The sequence below is a fragment of the Pseudogracilibacillus sp. SO10305 genome, from assembly GCF_037072005.1.
Lineage (GTDB): Bacteria > Bacillota > Bacilli > Bacillales > Amphibacillaceae > Pseudogracilibacillus > Pseudogracilibacillus intestinigallinarum.
Genome location: NZ_JAXHDE010000007.1, coordinates 84,349 through 109,791, shown reverse-complemented (window position 1 = coordinate 109,791; position 25,443 = coordinate 84,349). Strand labels below are relative to the sequence as shown.

Here is a 25,443-nt window from a genome sequence, read left to right as displayed (position 1 = left end):
AAGCAGTTGGCAGGTCAACTAGTTCAGTATGGACGTTTTCGTCAGCGTAGAAGTTATGCACGTATTAGTGAAGTGTTAGATTTACCGAATTTAATTGAGATTCAAACAGCTTCTTATGAGTGGTTTTTACAAGAAGGTTTGAAGGAAATGTTTGAGGACATTTCTCCAATTGAAGATTTTGCAGGAAATCTATCGCTAGAGTTTATCGATTATAGTTTAGGTGAATCGAAGTACCCGATTGAAGAGTCGAAGGAAAGAGATGTGACGTACAGTGCGCCACTTCGTGTGAAAGTTCGACTGATTAACAACCAGACTGGTGAAGTAAAAGAACAAGAAGTATTCATGGGTGATTTCCCGCTTATGACGGATACTGGTACTTTCGTTATTAACGGGGCGGAACGTGTTATCGTTTCACAGTTAGTTCGTTCGCCAAGTGTGTATTATAGCGATAAAATTGATAAAAACGGAAAACGTGGATTAACAGCGACGGTAATTCCCAACCGTGGAGCATGGTTAGAATTTGAAACAGACGCAAGAGATGTCGTTTACGTACGAATTGATCGAACTCGTAAACTTCCTGCAACTGTATTGCTTCGTGCGCTTGGAATGAATACAGACCAAGAGATTATCGATTTATTCGGTGATAACGAGTATTTAAGAAACACATTAGAAAAAGACAATATTGAAACGACGGAAAAAGCGTTATTAGAAATTTATGAGCGTTTACGTCCTGGTGAACCACCAACGGTTGAAAATGCAAAAAGCTTATTAATTTCACGCTTCTTTGATCCAAAGCGTTATGATTTAGCGCATGTCGGTCGTTATAAAATGAACAAGAAATTAAGCATTAAAAACCGCTTATTTAACCAAACGTTAGCAGAAACAGTCGTCGATACGGAAACAGGTGAAGTGTTAGGAGAAAAAGGCGATAAAATCGACCGTAAATTACTAAACACATTAATTCCGTATTTAGAACGAAATGAAAACAAATTAAATCAAGAAGAAATAACATTATACAACGGAGTAATGGATGAAGAATCTGAAGTCCAAGTTGTGAAAATCGTTGACCCGACAGATAGTGAAGGGGAAAGAGTGTTACATGTTGTCGGAAATGCAGATGTTTCAAATGATGTGAAACATATTACGACAGCAGATATTCTATCTTCAATGAGTTATTTCTTTAACTTATTACATGATGTTGGTCACACAGATGATATCGATCACTTAGGAAACCGTCGTTTACGTTCGGTTGGTGAACTATTACAGAACCAATTCCGTATCGGTTTATCGAGAATGGAACGAGTGGTACGCGAACGTATGTCAATCCAAGATACATCAAGTATTACGCCACAACAATTAATTAATATTCGTCCAGTTATTGCGTCCATTAAAGAGTTCTTTGGTAGTTCGCAATTATCTCAGTTTATGGACCAAACAAACCCGTTAGCGGAATTAACGCATAAACGTCGTTTATCTGCATTAGGGCCTGGTGGTTTAACGAGAGAACGTGCTGGAATGGAAGTTCGTGACGTACACTACTCCCACTATGGAAGAATGTGTCCGATCGAAACGCCTGAGGGACCAAATATCGGTCTTATTAACTCATTATCGAGTTACGGAAAAGTAAATGCGTTTGGATTTATTGAAACACCGTATCGTCGAGTTGATGTAGAGGAAAATCGTGTCACAGAACAAATCGACTACTTAACAGCAGATGAAGAAGATAACTACGTTGTAGCACAAGCGAACGCGCCGTTAGACGAAAATGGTCACTTCTTAAATGATGAAGTTATTGCACGTTTCCGTGGGGAGAACATTGTTGTACCACGCGAACAAATTGATTATATGGATGTTTCGCCGAAGCAAGTAGTATCAGCGGCGACAGCTTGTATTCCTTTCTTAGAAAATGATGACTCGAACCGTGCGTTAATGGGAGCGAACATGCAACGTCAAGCAGTACCTTTATTAGAGCCAGAAGCGCCTACGGTTGGTACTGGAATGGAGTATGTAGCAGGAAAAGACTCAGGTGCAGCGATTATTTGTCGACATGGCGGAATCGTAGAAAGAGTTGAGGCGAAAGAAATTGTGATTCGTCGTATTGCTGAGGTAGATGGAAAAGAAGTACAAGGCGATACAGATACGTATCGTTTAAGTAAATATATTCGTTCGAACCAAGGTACTTGTTACAACCAACGTCCAATCGTTCATCAAGGAGACCGCGTTGTTAAAGGAGAAGTTTTAGCAGATGGACCTTCGATGGAAAAAGGTGAATTAGCTTTAGGACGTAACGTTTTAGTCGCATTTATGACGTGGGAAGGATACAACTACGAGGATGCGATCATTATGAGCGAAAAATTAGTTAAAGACGATGTATTCACATCGATTCATATTGAAGAATATGAAGCTGAAGCTCGTGATACGAAGTTAGGACCTGAAGAAATTACACGCGATATTCCTAACGTTGGGGAAGATGCATTAAAGAACTTGGACGAAGATGGAATTATTCGTATCGGTGCAGAAGTAAAAGACGGCGATATTTTAGTAGGAAAAGTAACACCTAAAGGGGTAACAGAATTATCTGCTGAAGAACGTCTATTACATGCAATTTTTGGTGAAAAAGCTCGTGAAGTACGTGATACTTCTTTACGTGTACCACACGGTGCAGGAGGGATTATCCACGACGTTAAAATCTTCAACCGTGAAGATGGTGACGAATTAAAGCCAGGTGTGAACCAATTAATTCGTGTTTACATCGTTCAGAAGCGTAAGATTTCTGAAGGGGATAAGATGGCAGGTCGTCACGGAAACAAAGGGGTAATTTCTAAATTATTACCAGAAGAAGATATGCCTTATTTACCAGACGGTACACCAGTTGATATTATGTTAAACCCATTAGGGGTACCATCTCGTATGAACATTGGACAAGTGTTTGAGCTCCATTTAGGAATGGCAGCACGAGAGTTAGGTATTCATGTTGCATCACCAGTATTTGACGGTGCATCTGAAGAAGACGTATGGGAAACATTACAAGAAGCTGGCATGGCAGAGGATGCAAAAACAATCCTTTATGATGGTCGAACTGGGGAACCATTCGATAACCGTGTGTCTGTAGGGGTTTCTTATATGATTAAACTATCACATATGGTAGACGATAAGCTTCACGCGAGATCTACTGGACCATACTCATTAGTTACACAGCAACCATTAGGTGGTAAAGCACAATTTGGTGGACAGCGATTTGGAGAGATGGAAGTGTGGGCACTTGAAGCATATGGTGCGGCATATACATTACAAGAAATCCTAACGGTGAAATCAGACGATATCGTCGGACGTGTTCAGACATATGAATCTATCGTAAAAGGTCATAACGTACCAGAACCGGGTGTACCTGAATCGTTTAAAGTACTTATTAAAGAGTTACAAAGTTTAGGTATGGACGTTAAAATGTTATCGAGTGACCAAGAAGAAATAGATTTACGTGCTTTAGAAGAAGATGATTCAGATATGGAAGACACGTTAAACTTAGAAATTAAACAAGACTAAGGACGTAATAAGTAGTTGAGCGGCTTCGGTCGCTCACCACTTTCTAAAGCAGTTTTAAACAGAATTGCTTGTCCTATATTTTATATAAATGTTTGAATAATTTAGAGCGGATAAAAAATGGGAGGTAGAGCCCTTGCTAGATGTAAATAACTTTGAGTATATGAAAATCGGTTTAGCTTCGTCAGAGAAGATTCGTTCTTGGTCTTATGGAGAAGTGAAAAAGCCAGAAACAATCAACTACCGAACTTTAAAGCCGGAAAAAGATGGCTTGTTCTGTGAACGTATTTTTGGGCCGCAAAAAGACTGGGAATGTCATTGTGGAAAATATAAAAGAGTAAGATACAAAGGTGTTGTTTGTGATCGATGTGGAGTAGAAGTAACGAAGTCGAAAGTACGTCGTGAACGAATGGCTCACATTGAATTAGCTGCACCAGTATCACATATTTGGTATTTCAAAGGAATTCCAAGCCGTATGGGGCTTGTGTTAGATATGTCTCCGCGTGCTTTAGAGGAGATTTTATACTTTGCAGCTTATGTTGTAACAGATTCTGGAGATACTCCATTAGAGAAGAAACAACTTCTTTCTGAAAAAGAATATCGTGAGCTATATGGTAAATATGGTAATACGTTTAAAGCAGAAATGGGCGCAGAAGCTGTACGTAAACTATTACAAGATATTGATTTAGAAGCTGAAGTACTTGAATTAAAAGAAGAGTTAAAAACAGTTCAAGGACAGAGAAGAACGAGAGCAATTCGTCGTTTAGAAGTAATGGAAGCATTTCGTCATTCTGGAAACAAACCTGAATGGATGGTATTAGATGTACTTCCAGTTATCCCACCTGAAATTCGTCCGATGGTACAGTTAGATGGTGGACGTTTTGCAACATCTGATTTAAACGATTTATACCGTCGTGTTATTAACCGAAATAACCGTTTAAAACGTTTATTAGATTTAGGTGCACCGAGCATCATCGTACAAAACGAAAAACGTATGTTACAAGAAGCAGTAGACGCATTAATTGATAATGGTCGCCGAGGACGTCCGGTTACAGGTCCTGGAAACCGTCCATTAAAATCCTTATCACATATGTTAAAAGGGAAACAAGGTCGTTTCCGTCAAAACTTACTAGGAAAACGTGTAGACTACTCTGGCCGTTCGGTTATCGTTGTAGGACCGAGCTTAAAAATGTATCAGTGTGGACTACCAAAAGAAATGGCGTTAGAGTTGTTTAAGCCATTTATTATGAAAGAACTAGTGAATAGAAATATTGCACATAATATTAAATCGGCAAAACGTAAAATTGAACGTGTACATCCTGAAGTATGGGATGTATTAGAAGAAGTTATTAAAGAGCATCCAGTTTTATTAAACCGTGCTCCAACATTACACAGATTAGGGATTCAAGCGTTCGAGCCGACTTTAGTTGAAGGTCGTGCGATTCGTTTACACCCATTAGTTTGTACAGCTTATAATGCTGACTTTGACGGGGACCAAATGGCTGTTCACGTACCACTATCTGCAGAAGCACAAGCAGAAGCGCGTATTTTAATGTTAGCAGCTCAAAATATTTTAAACCCGAAAGATGGAAAGCCAGTAGTGACACCTTCACAAGATATGGTTTTAGGTAACTACTACTTAACATTAGAAATTGCTGGGGATGTTGGCGAAGGTAAAGTGTTTAAAGATACGAGCGAAGCATTTATTGCTTATCAAAACGGTCATGTACATTTGCATTCACGTGTGGCAATTAAAGCATCTAGCTTAAATAACCCAACATTTACAGAAGAACAAAATGAGAAATTATTAATGACAACAGTTGGAAAGTTAATATTCAATGAGATTATTCCATCATCATTCCCGTATATTAATGAACCGACACGTCAAAACTTAGAAATTGAAACTCCAGATAAATACTTTATCGATAAAGGTCAAGATGTGAATGAGGCGATTCAAAACGCCGAAATCGTTCTACCGTTTAAGAAAGGTATTTTAGGAGATATTATCGCAGAAGTTTTCAAGAAGTATCATATTGCTGAAACATCAAAAATGTTAGACCGCTTAAAAGATTTAGGGTTCAAATATTCTACAAAAGCTGGAATGACAGTAGGTATTTCGGATATCGTTGTTTTAGCGGAAAAAGAAGAACTATTAGAAGAAGCACAGAAAAAAGTGGACCAGGTGTTAAAACAATTTAAACGTGGATTAATTACAGATGAAGAACGTTATAGCCGTGTTATTTCTATCTGGTCTGATGTAAAAGACGTAATCCAAGATAAATTAATGGCTTCTTTAGATAATACGAACCCAATTTATATGATGAGTGATTCAGGTGCCCGAGGTAACCCATCTAACTTCACGCAGTTAGCAGGAATGCGTGGACTAATGGCGAACCCGGCTGGACGTATTATTGAATTACCGATTCGTTCGAGCTTCCGTGAAGGATTAACAGTATTAGAGTACTTCATCTCTACGCACGGTGCACGTAAAGGGTTAGCGGATACGGCACTGAAAACGGCTGACTCTGGTTACTTAACGAGACGTTTAGTAGATGTTGCTCAAGACGTCATCGTAAGAGAATCAGATTGTGGAACAGACCGCGGCTTAAAAGTAACAGAGTTATCTGTTGGGGCTGAAGTTGTCGAACCACTTATTGACCGTCTTGTAGGAAGAACTGCGTTTGAAAATATTGTACATCCGGAAACAGGAGAAATAATGGTTCATGCGAACGAAATTATTTCAGAAGATCAGGCGAAAGAGGTTGTAAATGCAGGAATTGAAGAAGTAATGATTCGATCTGTATTTACGTGTAATACAAAACATGGTGTATGTAAGAAGTGTTATGGTCGTAACTTAGCGACAGGCGCAAACGTCGAAGTAGGAGAAGCAGTAGGAATTATTGCTGCACAATCTATCGGAGAGCCTGGTACACAGTTAACGATGCGTACATTCCACACAGGTGGAGTTGCAGGGGACGATATTACACAAGGTTTACCGAGAATCCAAGAGCTATTTGAAGCGAGAAACCCGAAAGGTCAAGCGGTTATCAGTGAGTTTGACGGATATATTCAAGAAGTTCGTGAAACGAAAGATAAACGTGAAATTATCGTTGAAAATGATGTGGAGAGTGTTGCGTACACAGTACCATACAACGCAAGATTAAAAGTAACAAAAGGAGACGAAGTAATTGCAGGTCAAGAATTAACAGAAGGTTCTATTGACCCGAAAGAATTACTACGTGTTCAAGGTGTGGAAGGTGTTCAAGCATATTTATTACGTGAAGTACAACGAGTTTACCGTATGCAAGGGGTAGAAATAGGTGACAAACACGTAGAAGTTATGGTTCGCCAAATGTTACGTAAGATTAAAGTGTTAGAGTCTGGAGATACAAACGTACTACCAGGAACATTAATCGATGTACACCAGTTTAAAGAAGTGAATAACGAAATTTTACTGGAAGGTAAAGAACCGGCAGTCGGAGAACCAGTACTACTAGGTATTACGAAAGCTTCGTTAGAAACAGATTCCTTCTTATCGGCAGCATCATTCCAAGAAACGACGAGAGTTCTTACGGATGCAGCTATTAAAGGGAAAACAGATGAATTACTCGGATTGAAAGAGAACGTCATTATCGGGAAATTAATTCCAGCTGGAACAGGTATGCAACGTTACCGCAAAATGGAAGCAGAATTAGTGACCGAAGAAGAAATTGATGAAGAAGAAGTCGAAGTAGAACAATAAGTAATGAAAAGGTTGGAGCAATTTTCAAAAGAAAACATGAAAGAAGAACAAAGTAGTTTAAAGCGTGTTTTCTACTCCTTGTATTTGTTCCAACCTTTTCTTTTATATAAAAGTTGTGAAATCTATTGACAACTTCCATCGTAAATGATATTCTATTTGAGGTGTTTCCGTCATATTGATTTTTTTAATGGAGGAGTAAGGAATGGCTTACGAGCGTATCACACAGCTTCATTCAAAGTTAATAATCGGAACCAAACAAACGATAAAAGCGATGAATAATGGAGAAGTAAGCGAATTGTTTGTTGCAACAGATGCGGCAGAACATATTACGAATAAAGTAATAAACGTAGCCCGAAAAAACAATATAGTTTATACGATGGTCGATTCGAAAGCAACGCTTGGAAAAGCATGCGAAATTGATGTCGATGCATCCGTTGTCGCAATAAAACGTACATAGATTTATTCTATGTCATTACTTTTACCTGAAAATGAACCACCTGGTAATGTGGGTAAAGAAACTTATGTTGCCGTGGCAATTTACATTCATTACAAATGAACATTATTTTATAGAGAGGGGGAAAACAAATGCCTACAATTAACCAACTAATCCGTAAAGGTCGTGTGAGCAAACCTAAGAAATATGACTCACCAGCATTAGGCCGTGGATATAATAGCTTCAAAAAGAAGTTTACAAACGTGAACTCACCACAAAAACGTGGAGTATGTACACGTGTTGGAACATTAACTCCTAAGAAACCGAACTCGGCACTTCGTAAATATGCACGTGTTCGTTTATCAAATAATATGGAAGTTACTGCGTACATCCCAGGAATTGGACATAACTTACAAGAGCACAGCGTAGTTTTACTACGTGGTGGACGTGTAAAAGACTTACCAGGGGTACGTTACCATATCGTTCGTGGTGCACTTGATACTGCAGGAGTAGAAGGACGTAAACAAGGTCGTTCTAAATATGGTGCAAAAAAAGGTAAATAATTATAAAGAATAAATTAAGAATGTAGAGAGAGGAGGAAGACATATGCCACGTAAAGGACCAGTTGCAAAAAGAGACGTATTAGCAGATCCGATTTACGGTTCAAAGTTAGTAACACGTTTAATTAACCAAATTATGGTTGATGGAAAACGCGGGAAAGCTGAAAAGATTTTATATAATGCGTTTGAATTAGTACAAGAGAAAAGCGGTCAGAATCCAATGGAAGTTTTTGAAGAGGCAATGAAAAATGTAATGCCTGTTCTTGAAGTTAGAGCACGCCGTGTTGGTGGATCAAACTATCAAGTTCCAATGGAAGTTCGTCCAGAACGTCGTCAGGCATTAGGTCTTCGTTTCATCGTTAACTACTCACGCCTACGCGGAGAGAAAACAATGGAAGAAAGATTAGCTTACGAAATCATTGATGCTTCAAACAATACAGGAGCTTCAGTTAAAAAACGCGAAGATTTACACAAAATGGCAGAAGCGAACAAAGCGTTTGCTCACTACCGTTGGTAATATAATAAAATCAATAAGCGAAAGGAAGGAGAAGAATACATGGCTAGAGAGTTCTCCTTGGAAAAGACGCGAAATATTGGGGTTATGGCGCATATCGATGCAGGTAAAACGACAACAACTGAGCGTATTCTTTTCTATACAGGACGTATTCATAAAGTAGGGGAAACACATGAAGGTGCTTCAACAATGGACTGGATGGAGCAGGAGCAAGAGCGTGGAATCACGATCACATCTGCTGCTACAACAGCTCAGTGGGAAGGCCACCGTATCAATATTATTGATACACCAGGTCACGTAGACTTTACTGTTGAAGTTGAACGTTCATTACGTGTACTTGACGGTGCTATTACAGTACTTGATGCTCAATCAGGTGTTGAGCCACAAACTGAAACAGTTTGGCGTCAAGCTACAACATATGGTGTACCAAGAATTGTACTTATTAACAAAATGGACAAAATTGGTGCAGACTTCTTATATGCAACAAATACATTAAGAGAGCGTTTAGATGCAAACGCACATCCAGTACAGCTACCAATTGGTGCGGAGGATGAGTTCGAAGGGATTATCGACCTTGTTCAAATGCATGCTATCTTCTATAAAGATGATTTAGGTACAATGCATGAACCACAGGAAATTCCTGAAGAATATAAAGAGCAAGCAGAAGAATTACGTGGAAACTTAATCGAAGCTGTTGCGGATTACGATGAAGATATTATGATGGCTTATCTTGAAGGGGAAGAAATTTCTGTTGAAGATTTAAAAGCTGCTATTCGTAAAGCAACATTAGATGTTGAGTTATACCCAGTATTCTGTGGATCAGCATTCAAAAACAAAGGTGTTCAATTAATCCTTGATGGAGTAATTGATTACTTACCAGCTCCGACTGATATCGAAGCTATTAAAGGAATTGTACCAGATTCAGAAGAAGAAGTTACACGTCCAGCAGACGACAAAGAACCATTCTCAGCATTAGCGTTCAAAGTAATGGCTGACCCGTTCGTTGGTAAATTAACATTCTTCCGTGTATACTCTGGAATTTTAAAAGCAGGTTCATACGTATTAAACACTGCTAAAGGTAAAAGAGAACGTATCGGACGAATTCTACAAATGCACGCGAACTCACGTGAAGAGATTGCTGAAATTCACTGTGGAGAAATCGCAGCCGCAGTTGGCTTGAAAGATACTGCAACAGGTGATACACTTTGTGATGAAAAACATCCAGTTATCTTAGAATCAATGGAATTCCCTGAGCCAGTTATTTCGGTTGCTATTGAGCCGAAAACAAAAGCTGACCAAGACAAAATGGGTGTTGCTTTAGGTAAATTAGCTGAAGAGGACCCGACATTCGTAACAGAAACGAACTCTGAAACAGGTCAAACGATTATTTCAGGTATGGGTGAATTACACTTAGACGTTATCGTAGACCGTTTAAAACGTGAGTTCAAAGTAGAAGCAAATGTTGGTGCACCACAAGTTGCTTACCGTGAAACATTCCGTAGTTCTGCTGAAGTTGAAGGTAAATTTATCCGTCAATCAGGTGGACGTGGACAGTACGGTCATGTTTGGGTTAAATTTGAACCAAACGAAGAAGGTGCAGGATTTGAATTTGAAAACAAAATCGTTGGTGGGGTAGTACCACGTGAATACATCCCTTCAGTTGAGCAAGGTATTGAAGAAGCTCTAGAAGGTGGAGTATTAGCAGGATACCCAGTAATCGACGTTAAAGCTTCATTATATGATGGAAGCTACCACGACGTTGACTCGAACGAGATGGCGTTCAAAATCGCTGGTTCATTAGCTGTTAGAGAAGCTAAGAGCAAGTGTAATGCTGTTTTATTAGAGCCGATGATGAAGGTTGAAATCGTCATTCCTGAAGAGTACATGGGAGACATTATGGGAGATGTAACTTCACGACGCGGCCGTGTTGATGGCATGGAAGCACGTGGAAATGCACAACTTGTAAGAGCTTTTGTACCATTAGCAGAAATGTTCGGTTATGCAACTGCATTACGTTCGAACACACAAGGACGCGGTACGTACACAATGGTATTTGACCATTATGAAGAAGTACCAAAAGCAATTTCTGAAGAAATTATTGCTAAAAACGCTGGTAACTAATTGAGTATCAGCAAATTAAACTTTGAAAAACTAAGCTAGCTTAGTTAAAATAAAAAACATTCTTTTAGGGAGGAATTTAAAAATGGCTAAAGAAAAATTCGATCGCTCGAAGCCACACGTAAATATTGGAACATTAGGTCACGTTGACCATGGTAAAACTACTTTAACAGCTGCTATTACAACTGTTATGCACAAAACTCAAGGTACTGAAGGAGCTATGGCGTACGATCAAATCGACGGTGCTCCAGAAGAGAGAGAGCGTGGAATTACAATCGCTACATCTCACGTTGAGTACGAAACAGACAACCGTCACTATGCACACGTTGACTGCCCAGGTCACGCTGACTATGTTAAAAACATGATCACTGGTGCTGCACAAATGGACGGAGCTATCTTAGTAGTATCTGCTGCAGATGGTCCTATGCCACAAACTCGTGAGCACATCCTTTTATCACGTAACGTTGGAGTACCTGCATTCGTAGTATTCTTAAACAAAGTTGATATGGTAGATGACGAAGAATTATTAGAATTAGTTGAAATGGAAGTTCGTGAATTATTATCTGAATATGACTTCCCTGGAGACGATATCCCAGTAATCGCTGGATCTGCTCTTAAAGCATTAGAAGGAGTAGAAGAATACGAACAAAAAATCATCGAGCTTATGGCTGCTGTTGATGAGTACATTCCTCAGCCAGAGCGTGACACTGATAAGCCATTCATGATGCCTGTTGAGGACGTATTCTCTATTACAGGACGTGGAACAGTTGCTACAGGTCGTGTTGAGCGTGGACAAGTTAACGTTGGAGACGAAGTTGAAATTATCGGACTTACAGAAGCTCCTTCAAAAACTACAGTTACTGGAGTTGAAATGTTCCGTAAGTTATTAGACTTTGCTGAAGCTGGAGACAATATTGGTGCTTTATTACGTGGTGTTGCACGTGAAGACATTAGCCGTGGTCAAGTATTAGCTAAACCAGGTTCAATCACTCCACACACTAAGTTTAAATCAGAAGTTTACGTTTTATCTAAAGAAGAAGGTGGACGTCATACTCCATTCTTCGCTAACTACCGTCCTCAGTTCTACTTCCGTACTACGGACGTAACTGGTGTTATCCAATTACCAGAAGGTGTTGAAATGGTAATGCCTGGAGATAACATTGAAATGACAGTAGAATTAATTTCACCTATCGCTATCGAAGAAGGAACTCGTTTCTCAATTCGTGAAGGTGGACGTACAGTAGGATCAGGTGTTGTTACTAGCATCGAAGGGTAATTCCTTTCTTACGTATTAATTTATTAGTCGATAAGCCACTTGAGTATTTGCTCAAGTGGCTTATTTTTATGAAACATGTCTATATGAAAACGAAAAAACCACGAATAAATAACCGCATAAAAACAAGTTGATTTTTATAAACATACAAGAATTTTTCCGTGGAAAATTGTTATAAATAATTATGAAAAACTTTCGTTAAAGGGTTGCATTTATAACAGTTTGTTAGTATAATATATAATCGTGCAATCACATATTTGGATTGTGCAAATCAATGAAAAAATGAGAAGAAACGTACAGTTTCACCTCGGGAATTCATTGAGCGATGATGTGAGAGGTTGTTAATGAAAAATTACGCCATAATTTTTCATTAAGGAATTTTCACGGAGCGAGTCTATTACAAAATGGGCGAAAGGGAGGGGAAAACATGGCGAACGAACAAAACAAACAAACGATTAGAATTCGTTTAAAAGCATATGATCACAGAGTGTTAGATCAATCAGCTGAAAAAATCGTAAACACAGTAAAACGTGCTGGAGCAAAGGTGTCTGGACCAATTCCATTACCAACAGAAAGAAACGTATTTACAATTTTACGATCAGTGCACGTAAACAAAAAGTCTAGAGAACAGTTTGAAATGCGTACACATAAACGTTTAATCGATATTCTGAATCCTACACAACAAGCTGTAGATCAGTTAATGAAACTTGATTTACCATCAGGTGTAGATATCGAAATTAAAGTTAAAGCTAACTAATATATATAATCAGGAGGTGTATACGGATGACGAAAGGAATCTTAGGTCGCAAAGTCGGCATGACACAAATTTTCTCGGAAAATGGAGAGTTAATTCCAGTAACGGTAGTGCAAGCTGCACCAAACGTTGTTTTACAAAAGAAAACAGTTGAAACGGACGGTTATAACGCAATCCAATTAGGATTTGACGATAAGAAAGATTCACGTACAAACAAAGCGGAAAAAGGACATGCTGAAAAGGCTGGAACTACTCCTAAGCGCTACGTTCGTGAAATCCGTGACGCAAAAGTTGACGAATATGAAGTAGGTCAAGAAATCAGCGTTGAAATTTTTGAAGCAGGAGACAAGATCGACGTAACAGGAGTTTCAAAAGGTAAAGGATTCGCTGGTTCAGTTAAGCGTCATAACTACACAATCGGAGCTATTAGCCACGGTTCACGTTTCCACAGATCATCAGGTTCTATGGGAGCAGCAGCAACACCGTCACGTGTATTTAAAGGGAAAAAGTTACCAGGTCAAATGGGTGCAACACAAGTTACAATCCAAAACTTAGAGGTTGTTAAAGTGGATGCAGAAAACAATGTTTTATTAATTAAAGGAAACATTCCTGGTGCGAAAAAATCACTTGTAAAAGTACAAACGGCAGTAAAAGGGAACTAATCATATAAGTGAAAGGAGGAAATATCGTGCCTAAAGTAGCGTTATTTAATCAAGATGGAACAGAAGCAGGAAATATTGAATTAAATGAAACTGTTTTTGGTATTGAACCAAACAATCATGTAATTCACCAAGCAGTAGTTATGCAACGTGCTGCAAAGAGACAAGGAAATCACGCGGTTAAAAATCGTTCACTAGTTAGTGGTGGGGGAGCTAAGCCGTGGAGACAAAAAGGAACAGGTAGAGCACGTCAAGGTTCAATCCGTTCGCCACAGTGGGTTGGTGGAGGAGTAGTATTCGGACCAACAAACGAAAGAAATTACAAACAAAAATTACCTAAAAAGGTACGTCGTTTAGCACTTAGATCAGCTTTATCTTCTAAAGTACAAGCGGAAGATGTTATTGTTTTAAGCGAGTTACAATTCGAAGCTCCTAAAACAAAAGCATTCGTTCAAGTTTTAGATGCATTAAAAGTTGAAGAAAAGGCGTTAATCGTTACAGCTGAGAAGAATGAAAATGCAATTCGTTCAGCAAACAACCTTCCAAATGTAAAAGTGATTACAGTTGGAGAAATCAATGTGTTAGATTTAGTTGCATTCGATAAGTTAGTTTTAACGAAAGAAGCAGCTGAAAAAGCAGGGGAGGTGCTTGCATAATGAGAGACTTACGAGACATTATTAAACGCCCTGTCATTACAGAAAACTCTGCAGATTTAATGGCTGAAAAGAAATATACATTCGAAGTTGATACGAAAGCAAATAAAACTGAAATCAAACAAGCGGTTGAAACAGTTTTTGGCGTGAAAGTTGAAAAAGTAAACACGATGAATGTAAATGGTAAGTTAAAAAGAATGGGACGTCACGAAGGATATCGTCCAAACCGTAAAAAAGCAATTGTGCAACTATCTGAGGATAGTAAAGACTTAGACTTTTTTGAAGCATAATCAATTAATATTAAAAGGAGGGGAATAACGTGTCCATTAAGAAGTATAAAGCAATGACAAACGGTACTCGTAACATGTCTGGTTTAGACTTTTCAGAGATCACTACTGATACACCTGAAAAATCATTATTACGTCCATTACCAAAACGTGCTGGTCGTAACAACCAAGGTAGAATTACTACTCGTCATCACGGTGGCGGACATAAACGTCAATATCGTGTAATTGATTTCAAACGAAACAAAGATGGCATACCAGGACGCGTTGCCACGATCGAATATGATCCAAATCGTACGAGCAACATCGCTCTAATTCACTATGCAGATGGTGAAAAAAGATATATTTTAGCTCCAAAAGGGCTTACAGTAGGAATGACAGTTGAATCAGGAGAAGGTGCTGATATTAAAGTAGGTAATGCTTTACCATTAGCAAACATTCCTGTTGGTACTGTAATTCATAACATTGAATTAAAACCAGGATTAGGTGGCCAATTAGCACGTTCAGCTGGTGCAGAAGCACAAGTTTTAGGACGTGAAGGTAAATACACATTAGTTCGTTTAGCTTCAGGAGAAGTTCGTTTAATCTTAACTACTTGCCGTGCAACAATTGGTCAGGTTGGTAATGTTGAACACGAATTAGTACGTGTAGGTAAAGCTGGTCGCTCACGCTGGTTAGGTAAGAGACCTACAGTTCGTGGTTCTGCAATGAACCCAGTTGATCACCCACATGGGGGAGGGGAAGGTCGTACGCCTATCGGACGTCCATCACCAGTATCACCTTGGGGTAAACCAACACTTGGTAAGAAGACACGTAAGATTAGTAAAGCTTCAAACAAATATATTGTTCGTAAGCGTAAAAAGTAAGATAATAGCGTAATTTTGAATAAGCGAGAGGAGGCTTACTTATGGGTCGTAGTTTAAAAAAGGGACCTTTTGCAGATGATCATCTGTTAAAAAAGGTTGACGAATTAAATGAATCGGACAAAAAACAAGTAGTGAAGACTTGGTCAAGACGTTCAACAATTTTCCCATCATTCATTGGTCATACATTTGCTGTACATGACGGACGCAAACATGTACCTGTATATGTAACAGAGGATATGGTTGGACACAAACTAGGTGAATTTGCACCTACAAGAACTTATAAAGGTCACGCTAGTGACGACAAGAAAACAAAACGATAATATGAGAGGAGGCGCTAAAAATGGCAGAAGCTCAAGAGTTAAAAGTAGCTAAAGCAGTAGCTAAACAAGTTCGTATCGCTCCTCGTAAAGTACGTTTAGTTGTCGACTTAATTCGTGGGAAGGAAGTTGGCGAAGCAACTGCAATTTTACGTCACACACAACGTGGGGCATCACCTGTTGTAGAAAAAGTATTAAACTCAGCAATCGCAAACGCTGAACATAACTATGAAATGGACCCTGACAATTTAGTCATTTCAGAGGCATATGTGGACGAAGGAATTACGTTAAAAAGATTTAGACCACGTGCAAAAGGACGTGCAAGTAAAATCAACAAACGTACTAGCCACATTACAATCGTAGTATCAGAAAAGAAGGAGGGATAGTCTGTGGGTCAGAAAATTAATCCAACGGGTCTTCGTGTTGGAATCATTAAAGATTGGGAATCAAAATGGTATGCAGACAAAGATTATGCAGATCTTTTACATGAAGACATCAAAATTAGAGAATTTTTAGAAGATCGTTTACAAACAGCAGCTGTCTCAACTGTCGAAATTGAGCGTGCAGCAAACCGTGTAAACATTACAATCCACACAGGTAAACCAGGAATGGTTATCGGTAAAGGTGGATCTGAAGTAGAAAAATTACGTAACGAGTTAAATAAATTAACTGGAAAGAGAATTCATATCAACATTGTTGAAATTAAGAAAGTGGATCTTGATGCGAAATTAGTAGCAGAAAGTATCGCTCGTCAATTAGAAGGACGTGTATCTTTCCGTCGTGCACAAAAACAAACAATCCAACGTACAATGCGTGCGGGAGCGTTAGGAATTAAAACACAAGTATCTGGTCGTTTAGGTGGAGCAGATATCGCAAGAGCAGAACATTATAGTGAAGGAACTGTACCACTACACACATTACGTGCTGACATTGATTACGCACATGCAGAAGCAGACACTACTTACGGTAAATTAGGTGTTAAAGTGTGGATCTATCGTGGGGAAGTCCTTCCAGAAAAACCTAAAAAATAAGGAAGGGGGCAAAACATATGTTAATGCCAAAACGTGTTAAATATCGTAGACAACACAGAGGACGTATGAAAGGTAACGCTAAAGGCGGTACAGAAGTAACATTCGGAGAATACGGATTAAAAGCTACAGAGTCAACTTGGATTACGAGCCGCCAAATTGAGGCTGCACGTATTGCGATGACTCGTTATATGAAACGTGGTGGGAAAGTATGGATCAAAATTTTCCCAGACAAACCATACACATCTAAGCCCCTAGAGGTTCGAATGGGTTCAGGTAAAGGAGCTCTAGAAGGATGGGTAGCGGTAGTTAAGCCAGGTAAAGTATTATTTGAAATTGCGGGAGTTGAAGAGGAAGTTGCTCGTGAAGCATTACGTTTAGCTTCTCATAAACTACCGATTAAGACTAAGTTTGTTAAACGTGAAGAAATTGGTGGTGAAATCAATGAAGGCTAAAGATATTAGAGAATTAACCACTGCCGAAATTGAACAAAATGTCAAGTCGATGAAAGAAGAGCTGTTCAACCTACGATTCCAGTTAGCTACTGGTCAATTAGAGAACACTGCTCGTATTAATGATGTAAAAAGAACGATCGCTCGCTTAAAAACAGTTGCTCGTGAACGTGAAATAAGCGTTAATAATTAACCTTGAGAGGAGGTCACCTCAACCATGAGTGAACGAAATAATCGTAAAGTATATACAGGACGTGTTGTATCTGACAAAGGTGATAAAACAATCATCGTTGCTGTAGAATCATATAAAGTACACCGTTTATACGGTAAACGTGTTAAGCATACGAAGAAAATGGTTACACATGATGAGAACAATGTTGCAAAAGTAAATGACGTTGTACGTATTATGGAGACTAAACCACTTTCTAAGACGAAACGCTACAGACTTGTAGAAGTTGTAGAAGAAGCAGTAATTATTTAATGCAGTAAAAGTTTCGGTAAAGGGAGGTAAATAAGAATGATCCAACAAGAATCTCGTTTGAAAATCGCAGACAACTCTGGTGCTCGTGAAGTAATGGCGATTAAAGTATTAGGTGGAACTGGGAAGAAAACAGCTAATATTGGTGATGTAATCGTATGTTCAGTCAAACAAGCAACACCAGGAGGCGTTGTCAAAAAAGGTGAGGTAGTTAGAGCTGTTATCGTAAGAACGAAAACAGGTGTACGTCGTAAAGATGGTTCATACATCCGTTTCGACGAAAACGCGGCAGTTATTATTCGTGATGACAAGAGCCCGCGAGGCACACGTATTTTTGGTCCAGTAGCACGTGAACTGCGTGATGCTAAATTCATGAAAATCGTATCTCTAGCTCCAGAAGTACTATAAAAATAATTTTAAAGAGCGCAAGTATATTGTGTAAACAGGAGGTGCGTTATTAATGCATGTTAAAAAAGGTGACAAAGTTAAAGTGCTTTCTGGTAAAGACCGTGGAAAGCAAGGGACAGTTTTAGAAGCATATCCTAAAAAAGAACGTGTACTTGTTGAAGGAGTAAACATGGTGAAAATCCATGCTCAACCTTCACAAGATAATCCACAAGGTGGAATTTTAAATCAAGAAGCTCCAATTCATGTTTCAAATGTTTTACCTATCGATCCAAAATCAGGTGAACCGACAAGAGTTGGATATAAAGAGGTTGACGGAAAGAAAGTTCGTATCGCTAAAAAATCTGGTGAACCTTTAGATAAGTAAAGCGAAAGGAGGGTAACTTGTAATGAACGAATTAAAGCAGATTTATCAAGAAAAAATCGTACCATCTATGATGGAAAAGTTTAACTATAAATCAGTAATGGAAGTACCAAAAATCGAAAAGATTGTTATTAACATGGGTGTAGGTGACGCAGTTCAGAACTCTAAATTATTAGATAACGCTGTGGAAGAACTTACATTAATCGCTGGACAAAAACCAGTTGTTACACGTGCTAAAAACTCAATCGCAGGATTCCGTTTAAGAGAAGGAATGCCAATCGGAACGAAAGTTACTTTACGTGGCGAGAGAATGTATGAGTTTTTACAAAAGCTTGTACGTGTTGCATTACCACGAGTTCGTGACTTCCGTGGAGTATCGAACAAAGCGTTTGACGGAAGAGGTAACTACACTTTAGGTGTGAAAGAGCAACTAATTTTTCCAGAGATTGACTATGATAAAGTAAACAAAGTACGTGGAATGGATATCGTTATCGTAACGACGTCTAATACGGATGAAGAATCTCATGAGTTATTAACTCAGTTCGGAATGCCGTTCCAAAAATAAGTACGGAATTTGAATTAAGGAGGAAAAATTGTGGCTAAAAAATCGATGGTAGCGAAACAACAACGCCCACAAAAATACAAAGTACGTGAATATACACGTTGTGAACGTTGTGGTCGTCCACATTCAGTAATTCGTAAATTTAAACTATGCCGAATTTGTTTTCGTGAACTTGCCCATAAGGGTCAAATTCCTGGTGTTAAAAAAGCTAGTTGGTAATCGTAAATTCAGGAAGGAGGTAATGTTAAATGGTTATGACAGATCCAATCGCAGATATGTTAACACGTATTCGTAACGCTAACGTAGTTCGTCACGAGAAATTAGAACTACCGTCTTCTAAAGTGAAAGTAGAAATTGCTGACATTTTAAAGCGTGAAGGTTATGTACGTGATTATGAAGTAATTGAAGATAATAAACAAGGTGTATTAAGAGTATTCTTAAAGTACGGAGCAAACGATGAGCGAGTGATTACTGGCTTAAAAAGAATTAGTAAACCAGGCCTACGTGTGTACGCAAAAGCTGATGAGGTACCAAGAGTGCTGAACGGATTAGGTACTGCTATCGTATCAACATCAAAAGGTGTTTTATCTGATAGTGAAGCACGCGCACAAGCTGTTGGTGGAGAAGTATTAGCGTATATTTGGTAATATACATTGTTAATTTAGGAGGTGGAATAGAATGTCACGAATCGGTTTAAAAGTAATCGAGATCCCTGCAGGCGTTGAAGTAAACGTGGATGATAACAACACGGTTACAGTTAAAGGTCCTAAAGGTGAATTAACTAGAACAATTAGCTCAGTAATGGAAGTTAACGTAGAAGGAAACGAAATTACTGTAGCGCGTCCGAACGACGAAAAAGAGAACCGTTCATTACACGGAACTTCACGTAGTTTAATCGCAAACATGGTTGAAGGTGTATCGAAAGGTTTCCAAAAAGAACTTGAAATTATCGGGGTAGGTTATCGTGCGCAAATGCAAGGTAATAAATTAGTAATCAACGCTGGTTACTCACACCCTGTTGAAATAGAAGTAGAAGAGAACATGGAATTTGAAGTACCTAAAAACACTGAAATCATTGTTAAAGGTATTGATAAAGAACGTGTTGGTGCAGTGGCAGCAAACATTCGCGCTATCCGCTCACCTGAACCATATAAAGGAAAAGGTATTCGTTACAAAAGCGAATATGTACGTCGTAAAGAAGGTAAGACTGCTAAGTAATAGACTACTTAGGTTGAAAGGAGTGGCAATTACATGATCACAAAACCTAGCAAAAACGCAATTCGTAAAAGAATTCATGGACGTGTTCGTAAGAAAATCTCTGGTACTGCAGAGCGTCCTCGTTTAAACGTATTCCGTTCTAACAAAAATATGTACGCTCAGTTAATCGATGATGAACAAGGTGTTACATTAGTTAGTGCGAGTACACAAGATAAAGGATTAAACCTTGATTCAACTAGTAATGTTGAAGCAGCTGAACAAGTAGGAAAGCTTATCGCTGAACGTGCGATTGAAAAAGGACATAAAGAAGTAGTATTTGACCGTGGTGGATATATTTATCATGGACGAGTAAAAGCTTTAGCTGAAGCAGCTCGCGAAGCTGGCTTAGACTTTTAATAAGAAGGAGGGACCTATACGTTGAATAACAAAGCTGACACTAACAAAAATGAATTAGAAGAACGTGTTGTTACGATTCGAAGAGTAGCAAAAGTTGTAAAAGGTGGTCGTCGTTTCCGTTTCGCTGCTGTTGTAGTAGTAGGAGACAAAAATGGTCGCGTAGGTTTCGGTACTGGTAAAGCACTAGAAGTACCTGAGGCGATTAAAAAGGCTATCGAAAACGCACAAAAGAATTTAATCGAAGTACCTATCGTAGGTACAACTATTCCACATGAAATTAACGGACGTTTTGGATCTGGTAACGTATTAATGAAACCTGCTGCAGAAGGTACAGGAGTTATCTCTGGTGGACCTGTTCGTGCGGTATTAGAATTAGCAGGAATCGGTGATATTTTAACGAAGTCATTAGGTTCAAACAATCCGGTTAATATGATTCGCGCAACGATTAATGGATTAGAGAACTTAAAGACTGCAGAAGACGTTGCGAAATTACGTGGGAAATCTGTTGAAGAGTTATTAGGATAAGGAGGGAAACACAATGTCTAAACAATTAGAAATTACCCTCAACCGTAGTGTAATTGGTCGTAAAGAAAACCAAGTTAAAACAGTTCAAGCGTTAGGACTGAAAAAAATTAACGATACTGTTACAAAAGATGATTCAGCTGCAATTAGAGGAATGATCAACACAGTATCACATTTAGTATCAGTAAAAGAACTGTAATCAGTAACGTATAAAGGAGGCGCGACAATGAAACTTCATGAGTTAAAGTCAAATGAAGGAAGTCGAAAAGCTCGTAAACGTTTAGGACGTGGAATGGCTTCAGGATTCGGAAAGACTTCTGGAAAAGGACATAAAGGTCAAAACGCTCGTACAGGCGGCGGAGTTCGTTTAGGTTTCGAGGGTGGTCAAACACCTTTATTCCAACGTTTACCAAAACGTGGATTCACGAACATTAACCGTAAAGAGTTTGCTATTGTAAACTTAGACGCATTCAATCGTTTTGAAGATAATACAGAAGTAACACCTGAGTTATTAATTGAAACTGGTGTTGTAAGTAACTTAAAATCTGGAGTAAAAGTTTTAGGGAACGGAACTCTTGAAAAGAAACTAACTATTAAAGCTCATAAATTTTCTAATGCAGCTAAAGAAGCAATTGAGGCAGCAGGCGGAAAAATCGAGGTGATTTAATGTTTCGTACAATCTCAAACATCATGCGTGTAGCAGACATTAGGAAGAAGGTTGTCTTTACATTGCTAATGCTCGTTGTTTTCCGTATAGGAACTTTCATTCCTGTGCCATATACAAATAAAGAAGCAATCGACTTTATGAACCAACAAAACGTATTTGGATTTCTAAATACGTTTGGTGGTGGAGCTTTACAGAACTTCTCCATTTTAGCTATGGGAATTATGCCATATATTACTGCATCTATTATTATGCAGTTATTACAAATGGATGTTGTCCCAAAGTTTACTGAATGGAAAAGTCAAGGTGAAATGGGTCGTAAAAAGATTGCGCAAGTTACACGGTACGGAACAATTGTATTAGCATTTGTTCAAGGAATTGCAATGTCGATTGGATTTAACGCGATGGCTGGTGGCCTTTTAATTATAGATCCAAACTTCGTGAAAATCTTAGTAATTGCGATTGTTTTAACTAGTGGAACTGCGTTCTTAATGTGGTTAGGGGAACAAATTACAGCGCATGGCGTAGGAAATGGTATTTCAATTATCATTTTTGCGGGGATTGTAGCAGGTGTGCCAAATGGAGTAAAACAGCTTTATGGCCAATACTTCATGAACCCTGGAGATGATTTGTTTATTAATATCGTTATTGTTGCATTAATTGTGCTAGTTATTATCGCTGTTATTGTAGGAGTTATCTACATCCAACAAGCAGAGCGTAAAATTCCAATTCAATATGCACAACGTTTAGTAAATAGATCACCAGTTGGTGGACACTCTACACATTTACCATTAAAGGTTAACGCAGCAGGTGTTATTCCAGTTATTTTTGCTATCGCATTTATCGTAGCACCTAGAACAGTTGCAAGTTTCTTTGAAGGAAGTAAGGCTGCATCATATATCGAAATGGTATTTGATTACACGCAACCGATTGGAATGGTCTTATATGTCGTTCTAATTATTGCATTTACTTACTTCTATACATTTGTTCAAGTAAACCCTGAACAAATGGCTGAAAACTTACAAAAACAAGGTGGATATATACCAGGCATTCGTCCAGGTCAGAACACTGAAACGTATTTAACACGTGTTATGTATCGTTTAACATTCGTCGGATCTATCTTCTTAGCAACTGTGTCTGTTATGCCTATTTTATTAGGTGGTTTAGCGAATCTTCCGCAAGCAGTACAGATTGGTGGAACGAGCTTGCTAATCGTTGTAGGTGTAGCATTACAAACGATGAAACAATTAGAAGGACAATTAGTTAAACGTCATTATAAAGGATTTATTCGTTAAATCTTTTAAAACGTGAAACGTGAGAGTGAGGCGAAGAAAGTGCATTTAATTTTAATGGGACTTCCTGGTGCCGGAAAAGGTACGCAAGCAGAACAGATTAAGGAAAAATATCATATTCCACATATTTCAACTGGAGATATGTTCCGTTTAGCTATTAAAGAGCAGACAGAACTTGGTAAACAGGCAAAGAAATATATGGATGAAGGTGCATTAGTTCCTGATGAGGTAACGAACGGTATTGTGGAAGAACGTTTAGCAATGAAAGACTGTGACACAGGATTTTTATTAGACGGTTTTCCAAGAACGATTCCTCAGGCGGAAGCACTGGACGAGATTACGAATAAATTAAGTAAGAAAATAGATTATGTCATTCATGTAGATGTTCCTGTTGAAAAACTTTTAGAGCGATTAACAGGAAGACGTGTTTGCCCAACTTGTGGAGCAACATATCATGTAGTCTATAACCCACCGGAACAAGAAGGGATCTGTAATAAAGACGGTGCGGCACTTATACAACGTGAAGATGATACGGAAGAAACAGTTCAAAAACGCTTATCAGTGAATATTGAACAACAGAAGCCGTTACTTGATTACTATGAGTCTAAAGGTGTACTAATCACTGTAGATGGTGATCAAGATATTGATAAAGTTTTTGCAGATATTGTTGAAAAGCTTTCTTAATATAAACATAAGTGTAGGTGAACGCTTTGTCAGAGGATCATAATGTTCCACAATTAGGACAGATTGTTCGAATAACGCGAGGTCGAGAGACAGGTCGGTTCGCTATCGTTATAAAACATATCAATGATCGATTTGTTTTACTTGCAGATGGTGACAAACGGAAGTACGATCGACCTAAGAAGAAAAATATACATCACTTTGAAGAAACACCATATATTTCAAGCGAAGTGAGAAAAAGTCTTTTGGAGACTAATCGTGTCTCCAACGGAAAGTTGCGATTTGCTATAGCGAAATACGCAAGTGAAGTTGTGGCTGATTTAGAGAGGGGAGACAGGAACGATGTCTAAAGACGATGTAATTGAAGTTGAAGGTGTTGTTACCGAAACATTGCCGAACGCAATGTTCAATGTAGAGCTTGAAAACGGACATACGGTGCTTGCACATGTTTCAGGTAAAATCCGTATGCATTTCATCCGCATCTTACCAGGAGATAAAGTAACAGTAGAGTTATCACCTTACGATTTAACGAAAGGTCGAATTACTTACCGTTACAAATAGTAAGTAAGCTCCGATATCGAAGGAGGTAAATTAGATGAAAGTAAGAGCATCAGTAAAACCAATTTGTGAAAAGTGCAAAATTATTAGACGTAAAGGGAAAGTAATGGTTATTTGTGAAAACCCTAAACATAAGCAAAAACAAGGATAATCCTTTTGGAGGTGAATGGACGTATGGCACGTATTGCAGGTATTGATATCCCAAGAGATAAACGAGTTGTAATTGGATTAACATCTATTTATGGTATCGGTAAAACAAGTGCACAAGCTATTTTAGCTGAAGCAGGAGTTTCTGAAAACACTCGTGTTCGTGACTTAACTGAAGAAGAATTAACAAAAATTCGTCAAGCAGTAGATAGTTACACAACTGAAGGGGATTTACGTCGTGAAGTTTCTTTAAACATTAAACGTTTAACAGAAATTGGATCTTACCGTGGAGTTAGACACCGTCGTAAACTTCCAGTTAGAGGTCAAAATACGAAGAATAATGCTCGTACACGTAAAGGACCACGTGTTGCGATCGCTGGGAAGAAAGACTAATAAAGGAGGTAACCGAATAATATGGCTCGTAAAACAAATGCACCACGTAAACGTCGTGTGAAAAAGAATATCGAATCAGGTATTGCGCATATCCATTCTACGTTTAACAACACAGTTGTTACAATTTCAGACCAACAAGGTAACGTTTTAGGATGGAGTTCAGCTGGAGCGCTTGGGTTTAAAGGTTCTCGTAAATCAACTCCTTTTGCAGCACAAATGGCAGCTGAAACAGCAGCAAAATCTGCTTTAGAAGCAAACATGAAAAACTTAGAAGTATCTGTTAAAGGACCAGGTGCTGGTCGTGAAGCAGCAATCCGTTCTCTGCAAGCAGCAGGATTAGAAATTACTGCTATCCGTGACGTAACACCTGTACCACATAACGGATGTCGCCCACCAAAACGACGTCGCGTATAATTTACCGTTTAGAATTGTTTACTCTGTCAATAATGTTATAAAGAATGCTTTGTTTTGTTGAGGTCAACAAAACAATTGCTCTTTATATTTTTAACGTACGGATCAAGACAAAAAGGTATAATGATTAACCTTTTATAAGGTTAGGCGTTAGTTTTA

At 38.6% G+C, this 25,443-nt stretch carries 35 protein-coding genes; all 35 read left to right on the top strand.

Annotated features, from left to right (window positions below):
* The first annotated feature begins 6 nt into the window (after positions 1 to 6).
* The 35 genes from rpoB to rpsK all read left to right on the top strand — a co-directional run bounded on the left by rpoB (position 7) and on the right by rpsK (position 25,287).
* Positions 7 to 3,543, top strand: a complete 3,537-nt coding sequence (rpoB, locus tag SPD45_RS07710) for a DNA-directed RNA polymerase subunit beta (RefSeq protein ID WP_336267160.1) — start codon at positions 7 to 9, stop codon at positions 3,541 to 3,543.
* A 133-nt stretch (positions 3,544 to 3,676) separates the two neighbouring features.
* Positions 3,677 to 7,282 carry a DNA-directed RNA polymerase subunit beta' gene (gene rpoC, locus SPD45_RS07705; RefSeq protein ID WP_336267159.1) on the top strand — a complete coding sequence of 1,202 codons (3,606 nt, stop codon included), beginning with the start codon at positions 3,677 to 3,679 and terminating at the stop codon, positions 7,280 to 7,282.
* Positions 7,283 to 7,484: 202 nt separating this feature from the next.
* A complete protein-coding gene (locus SPD45_RS07700; protein WP_336267158.1) occupies positions 7,485 to 7,739 on the top strand; it encodes a ribosomal L7Ae/L30e/S12e/Gadd45 family protein in 255 nt (84 codons plus the stop codon).
* 128 nt (positions 7,740 to 7,867) lie between these two features.
* A complete protein-coding gene (rpsL, locus tag SPD45_RS07695) occupies positions 7,868 to 8,278 on the top strand; it encodes a 30S ribosomal protein S12 (protein WP_336267157.1) in 411 nt (136 codons plus the stop codon).
* Positions 8,279 to 8,321: 43 nt separating this feature from the next.
* The gene (rpsG, locus tag SPD45_RS07690) at positions 8,322 to 8,792 is read left to right on the top strand and encodes a 30S ribosomal protein S7 (RefSeq protein WP_336267156.1); all 471 of its coding nucleotides are present in this window, start codon (positions 8,322 to 8,324) and stop codon (positions 8,790 to 8,792) included.
* A 39-nt stretch (positions 8,793 to 8,831) separates the two neighbouring features.
* Positions 8,832 to 10,910 carry an elongation factor G gene (gene fusA / locus SPD45_RS07685; RefSeq protein WP_336267155.1) on the top strand — a complete coding sequence of 693 codons (2,079 nt, stop codon included), beginning with the start codon at positions 8,832 to 8,834 and terminating at the stop codon, positions 10,908 to 10,910.
* Between the two features lie 82 nt (positions 10,911 to 10,992).
* Positions 10,993 to 12,183 (top strand): elongation factor Tu, encoded by a 1,191-nt coding sequence (gene tuf / locus SPD45_RS07680; protein ID WP_336267154.1) that lies wholly within the window; start codon positions 10,993 to 10,995, stop codon positions 12,181 to 12,183.
* A 424-nt stretch (positions 12,184 to 12,607) separates the two neighbouring features.
* A complete protein-coding gene (gene rpsJ / locus SPD45_RS07675; protein ID WP_336267153.1) occupies positions 12,608 to 12,937 on the top strand; it encodes a 30S ribosomal protein S10 in 330 nt (109 codons plus the stop codon).
* Between the two features lie 26 nt (positions 12,938 to 12,963).
* Positions 12,964 to 13,596, top strand: a complete 633-nt coding sequence (rplC, locus tag SPD45_RS07670) for a 50S ribosomal protein L3 (RefSeq protein ID WP_336267152.1) — start codon at positions 12,964 to 12,966, stop codon at positions 13,594 to 13,596.
* 26 nt (positions 13,597 to 13,622) lie between these two features.
* Complete coding sequence (gene rplD, locus SPD45_RS07665; RefSeq protein ID WP_336267151.1) at positions 13,623 to 14,249, top strand: 50S ribosomal protein L4; 627 nt, start codon at positions 13,623 to 13,625, stop codon at positions 14,247 to 14,249.
* Positions 14,249 to 14,536: a 50S ribosomal protein L23 gene (gene rplW / locus SPD45_RS07660; protein ID WP_336267150.1), complete on the top strand. Its 288-nt coding sequence runs from the start codon at positions 14,249 to 14,251 to the stop codon at positions 14,534 to 14,536. The genes rplD and rplW overlap by 1 nt, the downstream gene beginning before the upstream one ends.
* A gap of 29 nt (positions 14,537 to 14,565) precedes the next feature.
* Positions 14,566 to 15,396: a 50S ribosomal protein L2 gene (gene rplB / locus SPD45_RS07655; RefSeq protein ID WP_336267149.1), complete on the top strand. Its 831-nt coding sequence runs from the start codon at positions 14,566 to 14,568 to the stop codon at positions 15,394 to 15,396.
* Positions 15,397 to 15,437: 41 nt separating this feature from the next.
* Positions 15,438 to 15,716 carry a 30S ribosomal protein S19 gene (gene rpsS, locus SPD45_RS07650; RefSeq protein ID WP_336267148.1) on the top strand — a complete coding sequence of 93 codons (279 nt, stop codon included), beginning with the start codon at positions 15,438 to 15,440 and terminating at the stop codon, positions 15,714 to 15,716.
* A 20-nt stretch (positions 15,717 to 15,736) separates the two neighbouring features.
* Complete coding sequence (gene rplV, locus SPD45_RS07645) at positions 15,737 to 16,099, top strand: 50S ribosomal protein L22 (protein WP_336267147.1); 363 nt, start codon at positions 15,737 to 15,739, stop codon at positions 16,097 to 16,099.
* Between the two features lie 3 nt (positions 16,100 to 16,102).
* Positions 16,103 to 16,744, top strand: coding sequence for a 30S ribosomal protein S3 (rpsC, locus tag SPD45_RS07640; protein ID WP_336267146.1), 642 nt, complete (start codon positions 16,103 to 16,105; stop codon positions 16,742 to 16,744).
* Positions 16,745 to 16,761: 17 nt separating this feature from the next.
* The gene (gene rplP / locus SPD45_RS07635) at positions 16,762 to 17,196 is read left to right on the top strand and encodes a 50S ribosomal protein L16 (protein WP_336267145.1); all 435 of its coding nucleotides are present in this window, start codon (positions 16,762 to 16,764) and stop codon (positions 17,194 to 17,196) included.
* Positions 17,186 to 17,386, top strand: coding sequence for a 50S ribosomal protein L29 (gene rpmC, locus SPD45_RS07630; protein WP_336267144.1), 201 nt, complete (start codon positions 17,186 to 17,188; stop codon positions 17,384 to 17,386). Before rplP ends, rpmC begins: the two co-directional genes overlap by 11 nt.
* 24 nt (positions 17,387 to 17,410) lie before the next feature.
* Positions 17,411 to 17,674, top strand: a complete 264-nt coding sequence (gene rpsQ, locus SPD45_RS07625) for a 30S ribosomal protein S17 (protein ID WP_336267143.1) — start codon at positions 17,411 to 17,413, stop codon at positions 17,672 to 17,674.
* Between the two features lie 36 nt (positions 17,675 to 17,710).
* Positions 17,711 to 18,079 carry a 50S ribosomal protein L14 gene (rplN, locus tag SPD45_RS07620; RefSeq protein ID WP_336267142.1) on the top strand — a complete coding sequence of 123 codons (369 nt, stop codon included), beginning with the start codon at positions 17,711 to 17,713 and terminating at the stop codon, positions 18,077 to 18,079.
* Positions 18,080 to 18,131: 52 nt separating this feature from the next.
* Positions 18,132 to 18,443 carry a 50S ribosomal protein L24 gene (gene rplX, locus SPD45_RS07615; protein WP_336267141.1) on the top strand — a complete coding sequence of 104 codons (312 nt, stop codon included), beginning with the start codon at positions 18,132 to 18,134 and terminating at the stop codon, positions 18,441 to 18,443.
* A 22-nt stretch (positions 18,444 to 18,465) separates the two neighbouring features.
* Complete coding sequence (gene rplE / locus SPD45_RS07610; RefSeq protein WP_336267140.1) at positions 18,466 to 19,005, top strand: 50S ribosomal protein L5; 540 nt, start codon at positions 18,466 to 18,468, stop codon at positions 19,003 to 19,005.
* A 30-nt stretch (positions 19,006 to 19,035) separates the two neighbouring features.
* Positions 19,036 to 19,221 (top strand): type Z 30S ribosomal protein S14, encoded by a 186-nt coding sequence (locus tag SPD45_RS07605; RefSeq protein WP_336267139.1) that lies wholly within the window; start codon positions 19,036 to 19,038, stop codon positions 19,219 to 19,221.
* Positions 19,222 to 19,250: 29 nt separating this feature from the next.
* Positions 19,251 to 19,649: a 30S ribosomal protein S8 gene (gene rpsH / locus SPD45_RS07600; protein WP_336267138.1), complete on the top strand. Its 399-nt coding sequence runs from the start codon at positions 19,251 to 19,253 to the stop codon at positions 19,647 to 19,649.
* A 31-nt stretch (positions 19,650 to 19,680) separates the two neighbouring features.
* The gene (gene rplF / locus SPD45_RS07595; RefSeq protein WP_336267137.1) at positions 19,681 to 20,220 is read left to right on the top strand and encodes a 50S ribosomal protein L6; all 540 of its coding nucleotides are present in this window, start codon (positions 19,681 to 19,683) and stop codon (positions 20,218 to 20,220) included.
* Between the two features lie 33 nt (positions 20,221 to 20,253).
* Positions 20,254 to 20,616 carry a 50S ribosomal protein L18 gene (gene rplR / locus SPD45_RS07590; RefSeq protein ID WP_336267136.1) on the top strand — a complete coding sequence of 121 codons (363 nt, stop codon included), beginning with the start codon at positions 20,254 to 20,256 and terminating at the stop codon, positions 20,614 to 20,616.
* A gap of 21 nt (positions 20,617 to 20,637) precedes the next feature.
* On the top strand, positions 20,638 to 21,141 hold the full coding sequence (gene rpsE, locus SPD45_RS07585; protein ID WP_336267135.1) for a 30S ribosomal protein S5: 504 nt from the start codon (positions 20,638 to 20,640) through the stop codon (positions 21,139 to 21,141).
* A gap of 13 nt (positions 21,142 to 21,154) precedes the next feature.
* On the top strand, positions 21,155 to 21,337 hold the full coding sequence (gene rpmD / locus SPD45_RS07580) for a 50S ribosomal protein L30 (protein WP_336267134.1): 183 nt from the start codon (positions 21,155 to 21,157) through the stop codon (positions 21,335 to 21,337).
* 27 nt (positions 21,338 to 21,364) lie between these two features.
* Positions 21,365 to 21,805 carry a 50S ribosomal protein L15 gene (gene rplO / locus SPD45_RS07575; protein WP_336267133.1) on the top strand — a complete coding sequence of 147 codons (441 nt, stop codon included), beginning with the start codon at positions 21,365 to 21,367 and terminating at the stop codon, positions 21,803 to 21,805.
* Entirely contained in the window at positions 21,805 to 23,097 is a 1,293-nt protein-coding gene (gene secY / locus SPD45_RS07570; protein WP_336267132.1) for a preprotein translocase subunit SecY, read from the top strand. Before rplO ends, secY begins: the two co-directional genes overlap by 1 nt.
* Before the next feature lie 39 nt (positions 23,098 to 23,136).
* Positions 23,137 to 23,778 (top strand): adenylate kinase, encoded by a 642-nt coding sequence (locus tag SPD45_RS07565; RefSeq protein ID WP_336267131.1) that lies wholly within the window; start codon positions 23,137 to 23,139, stop codon positions 23,776 to 23,778.
* 26 nt (positions 23,779 to 23,804) lie between these two features.
* Positions 23,805 to 24,125 (top strand): KOW domain-containing RNA-binding protein, encoded by a 321-nt coding sequence (locus SPD45_RS07560; RefSeq protein ID WP_336267130.1) that lies wholly within the window; start codon positions 23,805 to 23,807, stop codon positions 24,123 to 24,125.
* Positions 24,118 to 24,336: a translation initiation factor IF-1 gene (infA, locus tag SPD45_RS07555; protein ID WP_336267129.1), complete on the top strand. Its 219-nt coding sequence runs from the start codon at positions 24,118 to 24,120 to the stop codon at positions 24,334 to 24,336. The genes SPD45_RS07560 and infA overlap by 8 nt, the downstream gene beginning before the upstream one ends.
* A gap of 34 nt (positions 24,337 to 24,370) precedes the next feature.
* A complete protein-coding gene (gene rpmJ / locus SPD45_RS07550; RefSeq protein WP_110396535.1) occupies positions 24,371 to 24,484 on the top strand; it encodes a 50S ribosomal protein L36 in 114 nt (37 codons plus the stop codon).
* 23 nt (positions 24,485 to 24,507) lie between these two features.
* A complete protein-coding gene (gene rpsM / locus SPD45_RS07545; protein ID WP_336267128.1) occupies positions 24,508 to 24,873 on the top strand; it encodes a 30S ribosomal protein S13 in 366 nt (121 codons plus the stop codon).
* A gap of 21 nt (positions 24,874 to 24,894) precedes the next feature.
* Positions 24,895 to 25,287 carry a 30S ribosomal protein S11 gene (gene rpsK / locus SPD45_RS07540; RefSeq protein WP_336267127.1) on the top strand — a complete coding sequence of 131 codons (393 nt, stop codon included), beginning with the start codon at positions 24,895 to 24,897 and terminating at the stop codon, positions 25,285 to 25,287.
* The last annotated feature ends 156 nt before the right edge of the window (positions 25,288 to 25,443 follow it).